Annotated in this window: 7 protein-coding genes; all 7 read left to right on the top strand. The window is 38.7% G+C overall.

Annotation, left to right across the window (positions count from 1 at the left end; translation table 11 throughout):
* On the top strand, positions 1 to 1,125 hold a 1,125-nt coding region (locus AACU59_RS17490; RefSeq protein ID WP_237666616.1), incomplete at its 5' end, for a glycosyltransferase.
* A complete protein-coding gene (locus AACU59_RS17495; RefSeq protein ID WP_094145523.1) occupies positions 1,122 to 2,198 on the top strand; it encodes a glycosyltransferase in 1,077 nt (358 codons plus the stop codon). The genes AACU59_RS17490 and AACU59_RS17495, both read left to right, overlap by 4 nt.
* Positions 2,195 to 3,427, top strand: a complete 1,233-nt coding sequence (locus tag AACU59_RS17500) for a glycosyltransferase family 4 protein (protein ID WP_094145524.1) — start codon at positions 2,195 to 2,197, stop codon at positions 3,425 to 3,427. Before AACU59_RS17495 ends, AACU59_RS17500 begins: the two co-directional genes overlap by 4 nt.
* Positions 3,408 to 4,022 carry a sugar transferase gene (locus tag AACU59_RS17505; protein ID WP_164996736.1) on the top strand — a complete coding sequence of 205 codons (615 nt, stop codon included), beginning with the start codon at positions 3,408 to 3,410 and terminating at the stop codon, positions 4,020 to 4,022. The genes AACU59_RS17500 and AACU59_RS17505 overlap by 20 nt, the downstream gene beginning before the upstream one ends.
* A complete protein-coding gene (locus AACU59_RS17510) occupies positions 4,019 to 4,636 on the top strand; it encodes an acetyltransferase (RefSeq protein WP_094145525.1) in 618 nt (205 codons plus the stop codon). The genes AACU59_RS17505 and AACU59_RS17510 overlap by 4 nt, the downstream gene beginning before the upstream one ends.
* Before the next feature lie 8 nt (positions 4,637 to 4,644).
* Entirely contained in the window at positions 4,645 to 5,829 is a 1,185-nt protein-coding gene (locus AACU59_RS17515; RefSeq protein WP_129532034.1) for a DegT/DnrJ/EryC1/StrS family aminotransferase, read from the top strand.
* A gap of 5 nt (positions 5,830 to 5,834) precedes the next feature.
* Positions 5,835 to 6,426 (top strand): acyltransferase family protein (locus AACU59_RS17520; protein ID WP_161437723.1); only part of this gene is annotated, 592 nt, incomplete at its 3' end.

Raw genomic sequence — 6,426 nt, forward strand, 5'->3', positions numbered from 1 at the left:
CTGATTTTTGATAGCATGAAAAAAAGTATAATATTTCATCATCCATTACCTCTAAACTTCGAGGCTCCATCAGGAAGTGGAATACGACCAGTTCAAATGTATAAAGCATTTATTTCTCTTGGCTACGATGTAGAACTTGTTGTTGGCTACTCAAAAGAGAGATATTCAGCAATACAGAAAGTAAAGAAAAAAATTAAAGATGGGAATAGATATGATTTTTGTTATTCAGAAGCGTCTACTATGCCCTTATCTCTAACAGATAAGGATCACATCCCTAGAAGCCCATTCATGGATGCGATTTTTTTTAGTTTTCTAAATAAGAAAAAGGTTAAAATCGGAGTTTTTTATCGAGATGTTTATTGGCAGTTCGAAGAGTTGTCATCACTATCACTTAATCAACGTCTTAAAAAACTCATTACTCACTTTTTTTATAGAGCGGAGTTGGTTATCTATAACTTATTTATAGATAGTATGTTTGTGCCTTCATTGAATATGAAAAAGTACATACCTTATATTCAGCAGAGTAAATTTTTTGAACTGAACCCTGGTTCTATATCTGTAGTATCTAAAACAAAGCAAGTTGGAGATAAGCTAGAAATTTTTTATGTTGGTGGTATGGTAGGCTATTACAATATAAACCTTTTTATTAGGGTTGTTGGAGAGTGTTTCCACGAAAGTATAAATTTTACCATCTGTACTCGTGAAGCAGATGCCAAAGCTCTGAGGGAAATCATCCGTAACTTACCAAGCAATGTACAGGTTGTTAGCCGCAGTGGGAAGGAGTTGGAAGCGCTATATGAAAATGTAGATTGTGCATGTCTTTACATGGAGCCAACTGAGTATAGGGACTTTGCGGTGCCGGTTAAACTCTTTGAGTACGTTAGCTATGGTAAGCCAGTCATTGCCACTGCGAGTACTTGGGTTGGGGAGTTTGTGAATGAACAGGGGTTAGGTTGGAAAGTTGATTACTCTGAACATTCATTAAAAGAATTTCTTCAGCAATTGTTAGATGAGAAATATAGTATTCCTGCATTTGCTGAAACAGTAAGAGAAAGGGCCCATTTATATTCATGGGAGAAACGCTGTAGAGAGGTCGAAGTCGCTCTGGGAAGTGTGAAGCAATGAAGATAGCTCTATTAGGCAATGCAAATAGCATTCATATCAGACGTTGGGCTGAAGGGCTTTACTCAAAAGGAATTGAAATTCATCTTGTGAGTTGCAACCCGATCACAGAACAATACTCTGAAGGTATTCAACTCCACCAGCTTACTCCATATGCGCCCTATGGCTACATCATTGCAGCGGTCAAATTAAAAAGGCTTCTCAAAAGAATAAGGCCAGATCTCTTACACGCCCATTATGTTAGTGGGTATGGTTCATTAGCAGCGTTGAGTGGGTATAAAAACGTTATGCTCTCTGCTTGGGGTGCTGACGTGTATGATTTCCCAGGTAAAAGTAGATTTAATCATTGGTTGGTAAAAAATAACCTTCAAAGAGCTAGGGCAATCGGAACCACTAGTCATTGTATGCTTACGGTGATCAAAGCCATCACCCCCGTTTTACCACCTATTCATGTCACACCTTTTGGTGTGGATACCAATTTATTTTGCCCCATTGATAAAAATATGGACGGCCCAAAGCCGAAGGTCTCCATAGGCACAGTTAAGCTTCTTCATAAAAAATACGGTATTGACACACTAATAAAAGCGTTTGCTATCGTAGTTAGTCACTGCAAAGATACCGAGCTAGAATTGGTCATAGTGGGTAATGGACCAGAAGAGGAAAACCTCAAAAGATTAGCAAGCAGTCTTGGTGTTTCCCGGTTAGTTCAGTTTAGAGGCTATATTGACAACTCCCTTGTTCCTCAGATTCTTAACGCATTGGATATATACGTAGCATTAAGCCGACTTGACAGCGAAAGCTTTGGGGTTGCTGCTGTCGAGGCAAATGCCTGCAGTCTACCAGTTGTTGTTTCAGATGTATCCGGTTTTAAAGAAGTCGTTGTTGACGGAAAAACAGGTTTGATTGTTGAAAGAGATAACCCGGAAGCAGCAGCGCAGGCAATTTGTCGATTGGTAGTTAATGAAAGATTGAGAGAGAAAATGGGCAAATTAGGCCGACAACACGTTCTGGAGAACTACTCATGGGATGTCTCGCTAGATAAGATGATAGACGTATACGACGAGTTGATAGAATGAAAGATAACCATAAGAAAATATGGTATATATCAAAATACGCGAACATATCAAAATATGGTGCGGATACTAGACAGTCATATTTCTGCAAAGAGTTTTCTAAGAAAGGTAACGACGTTACTCTCATACTGTCGAATTCATCTCATCTATATAGTGCCTTGCCTAAATTCAGAGGGTTTTTCAAAGAAGAGAATTACAGCGGGTTCAACGTTGTTTGGGTTAATACATTAAAGTATAAAAATTCAAACTCACCGTATAGAATTTTGTCTTGGTTTCATTTTGAAATAATGACTTTTATCTATGGCATAAAAAAGTGTAGAGAGAAACCAGACGTAGTTATCGCATCGTCTTTATCAATTCTAAGCGTTATCTCAGGAGTGTTACTCAAACGATTTTATGGCTGTAAGTTTATTTTTGAAGTAAGAGATATTTGGCCACAGTCATTAGTAGAATTAAAAGGCCTAAATTTGACTCATCCACTCGTTTGCTTTTTATCTTGGATTGAAAAGTTAGGTTACAAGAGTTCTGATATTATTGTTGGTACCATGGGGAGATTGAATTTACATGTTAGAAAGCAGATTCAAGAAGATAAACAAGTCATTTGTATACCTCATGGTGTCAGTTTGGACTTCTATGAGAAAGAACAAACTGAGATAAATCCGGGCTATATTAAAAGTTATTTCTCAGCTGATAAACCTAATCTTGTATATGCTGGCTCTTTTAACCAAGCTTATAAGCTATCACGTATTCTTTCATTAGCAGGAAATGCCAAAAAGAATCTAGATGTGCATTTTGTCTTGATAGGCGATGGGCCTGAACTTGAAAAACTTCAGAACATGTCTCGTGGTATGGACAACGTAACGATAGCGCCGAAAGTCAGTAGAGAAGCACTTCATAGTATATTGAAACATGCCGATCTATTGCTGCACTCATTCGATGAGAAGCCCGTTTTTATGTACGGAGTGTCCCCTAACAAGTTTGTAGACTACATGTACGCAGGTAAGCCAACAATATGTATTGGCAATGTGTTTTGTCCGATGTTAGAAGAGTCTGGGGCTGGAGTGGTAATTGCTCCATATGATGAGAGCATATTCTATGAAAAGGTGAGAGAATATCTTTCATTAACGGATAGAGAGAAAGAGCTATTTGGCTTGCGTTCTCGCCAGTATATAGTTGAGGAATTAAACTACAGCAAGCTAGCAGAGAAATATTGTGCACTATTTGATAATTAAACGAACTTTCGATATCGTAGTATCTGTAACAGCCTTGGTGTTGTTGTCACCACTTTATCTCCTTGTATCTTTGCTTGTTTTATTGAAGCTTGGTCGACCAATACTGTTTTGCCAAGAGCGTCCAGGTCTCAACGGTTCTCTTTTTAGAATGTACAAATTTCGTTCAATGCTTAACGTAGATAGTTTGATTGCTCTGGAGAATGTTAAAACAGATGCAGTTAGATTAACCAGTTTTGGAAAGTGGCTTCGAGCAAGTAGCCTAGATGAATTACCTGGACTATGGAACGTTATTAAAGGCGAGATGAGTTTGGTCGGTCCAAGGCCTCTGCTGGTGGAATATCTCCCATTGTACTCAAGAGAGCAAGCTAGGCGTCATGAGGTAAAGCCAGGAATTACTGGTTTTGCCCAAGTCAACGGTCGAAACAGTATCTCGTGGGAAGAAAAGTTCAAACTTGACGTCTGGTACGTAGATAACATGTCACTAAAGCTGGATATTGAAATTTTGTTCAAGACCTCTTTAAAGGTGATTAGAAAATCGGATATTACGTCATTAGGTAGTGAAACTACCAAGCCATTCACAGGACAAAAATTATGAATTCACTTGCAATTATTGGAGCTGGTGGACATGGAAAGGTAATTGCAGATATTGCATCACAATGCGGATATGAATTGATCGACTTTTATGATGATGGTAAGCAAGCAGGTCAAATATTTGGTGCTTGGAAAGTAAAAGGGACAGTGGAAGACTTAGAAAAGCAGCAAAGTGACTACTGCGGAATAGTCGTTGCAATCGGTCAGAACGATGTCCGCTCAGCTTTGATTCAAAAGTTTGCTCTTCAGAAACGCATTACTTTAATACACCCAAGTTCAGTTATTAGCATTCATGCTCAAATAGGGGCAGGGACAGTAATCATGCCCCGTGCTGTTGTCAACGCTTTCGCTCAGATAGGTGAGGGTGTGATTATAAATACATCATCTGTGGTTGAGCATGATTGCCGTATAGGTAATTTTAGTCACATATCTCCTGGTGCCGTGCTTTCTGGAAATGTGCATGTGGGAGACTATTGTTGGCTTGGTGCAAATTGTAGTATTAGACAAAACGTATTTATCGGTTCCGGTGCAATCGTTGGAATTGGTGCGGTTGTGGTTAAAGAAGTTAAACCTGCGGCAACTGTCATCGGGTCGCCAGCAAAAGAATTATTGAAATAGGTTTATTGATGCTAAATACAGGATTTTCCCCTTGGCCGAATTATTCAGAGGATGAGGCAAACATCATCGCTGATGTGATCCGATCAAATCGTGTCAACTATTGGACAGGGGTTCATGGTAGAGCATTTGAAGAAGAGTATGCCGCTTGGTGTGGTACGCAATACGCAGTCGCTCTTAGTAATGGTACGGTAGCCTTGGAATTGGCCTTAAAGGCGATGGGAATCGGCCCGGGAGATGAAGTCATCACAACTCCTCGAACTTTCATCGCATCCGCATCTGCAATTGTTGCAGTTGGAGCAAAGCCTGTTTTTGCTGATGTTGAACTCGAAAGTCAGAACATTTCCGCAGAGACCATCTCACGTGTCGTTACTTCAGCCACCAAAGCCGTTATTGTAGTTCACCTAGCTGGACTACCAGCAGAAATGGACGACATTATGGTTTTAGCTGAACATTTAAATTGTTATGTCATAGAAGATTGCGCCCAAGCACATGGTGCAAAATATAAAGGAAGTTCAGTGGGCTCTATTGGCCATGTAGGTTGTTGGTCGTTTTGTCAGGATAAGATAATTACCACTGCAGGTGAAGGTGGGATGATAACAACAAATGATAAAGCGCTATTTGAGTTTATCTGGTCTTATAAAGATCATGGTAAAAACCGACAGAAAATGCTTTATCAAAGTACCGAAAAAGGAAAGTTTCGATGGTTGCATGATAGTTTCGGTTCAAACTACCGCATGACTGAAATTCAGGCAGCGATCGGTCGTTATCAACTCACGAAGGTTGAGGAGTGGTGTGATACCCGTCGTAGCTATATGGAAAAGTATAACGAGGTCGTGGGAAAATTTGAGTTCCTGAAAAGCATAAATATACCTGAATATTCTGTGCATGCAGGTTATAAATATTATATGTTTCTGTCTGATGTATTTTCAGAAATTGAGCGCGACGAAATTATTTCAAGCCTTACTGCTTTAGGTGTGCCAGTTTATCAAGGAAGCTGCAGTGAAATCTATATGGAAAAGGCTTTTGAACCGGACCTAAGGCCCACTCAAAGGTTAGAGAATGCAAAGCTGTTATCACAAAGCTCATTGATGTTTTTAGTTCATCCTTCATTAAGCTGTTCTGAAGTGGACAGAATATGTGACATTCTTGAAAGTTTCTTTAAGCACCTTATAAAAAATAAGTATAAAAGGTAATCAGATTGAAGAGAATAACATATAGGCCACAGTTGGATGGCTTGAGAACACTAGCTGTACTTTCCGTAATTATATATCACGCAGATATATCGGTTTTTGGTGTCAGATTTTTCTCTGGTGGTTATTTGGGAGTTGATGTTTTTTTTGTACTTTCAGGGTATCTAATCACTAAAATCATCTATAGTTCATTAGATAAAAATGATTTTAGCTTTCTAGAGTTTTATATTTCTAGGTTCAAGAGAATTGTACCAGCTTTATTGTTTGTCCTTTGTGTTGTATCTTTAGCTGCTTACATTATACTTCTTCCCTCGGAGTTTCTTTTATATGCAAAGTCACTAAAAGCGGCAATGCTATTTCAGTCCAATATATACTTTAGCTCTGAAGACACCTATGATGCTGCAGCAAGTATTTACAAGCCTCTCCTTCATACTTGGAGTCTTTCTGTAGAATGGCAGTTCTATCTGATCTTTCCTATAGTATTTTTATGTATAAATAAAATAGCCCGAACCCATGCTTTAATGATTTTTTTTGCATTATCGGTTTTTTCTTTTCTATATTCTTCTTGGATTGTTGAATATAGTCCTAATTCTGCATTTT

It is taken from the genome of Vibrio sp. V23_P3S9T160 (assembly GCF_963886625.1).
In the GTDB taxonomy this organism is placed as follows: Bacteria; Pseudomonadota; Gammaproteobacteria; order Enterobacterales; family Vibrionaceae; genus Vibrio; species Vibrio anguillarum.